The 358-nt window shown below is 51.1% G+C and carries 1 protein-coding gene; it reads right to left on the bottom strand.

All coding sequences use genetic code 11. The features are described from left to right. Positions 1 to 120: 120 nt before the first annotated feature. On the bottom strand, positions 121 to 358 hold a 238-nt coding region (locus GQ598_RS10970; RefSeq protein WP_202112766.1), incomplete at its 5' end, for a hypothetical protein.

Here is a 358-nt window from a genome sequence, read left to right as displayed (position 1 = left end):
GCGCAACCCTAAGGGAAAACGCCCCAACTTACGCGGGGGCGTTATTCTTTGATAAATTATCCTCTATCTGCACCATAACCGCCCCCCGCGGCCTAAGGATTAAGGACTAAGAAATAAAAGCTAAGGTGTGGTGCAAACAGCGTGCTCGCTATTGTCAACGTCACCGCGGCTAACCCTGCCGTTGTTCTCGTGGACAGTGAAGCTATCGCGAATACCTACTCCGTCGCTCGTCCAGTAGTCGCCGGTGAAAAAGTCCGCACCAGAGTAATTAACCATGCGGCCCCACTCAGTGAAAAACCCTGCACCTATGTGACGCATATAAGTATTATTAGATGAACTAGGTGTGGCGCCGACAGAA

The organism is Gilliamella sp. Pas-s95, assembly GCF_009795795.1.
Classification (GTDB): Bacteria; Pseudomonadota; Gammaproteobacteria; order Enterobacterales; family Orbaceae; genus Gilliamella; species Gilliamella bombicola.
This window is presented reverse-complemented; position numbering and strand designations above follow the sequence as displayed.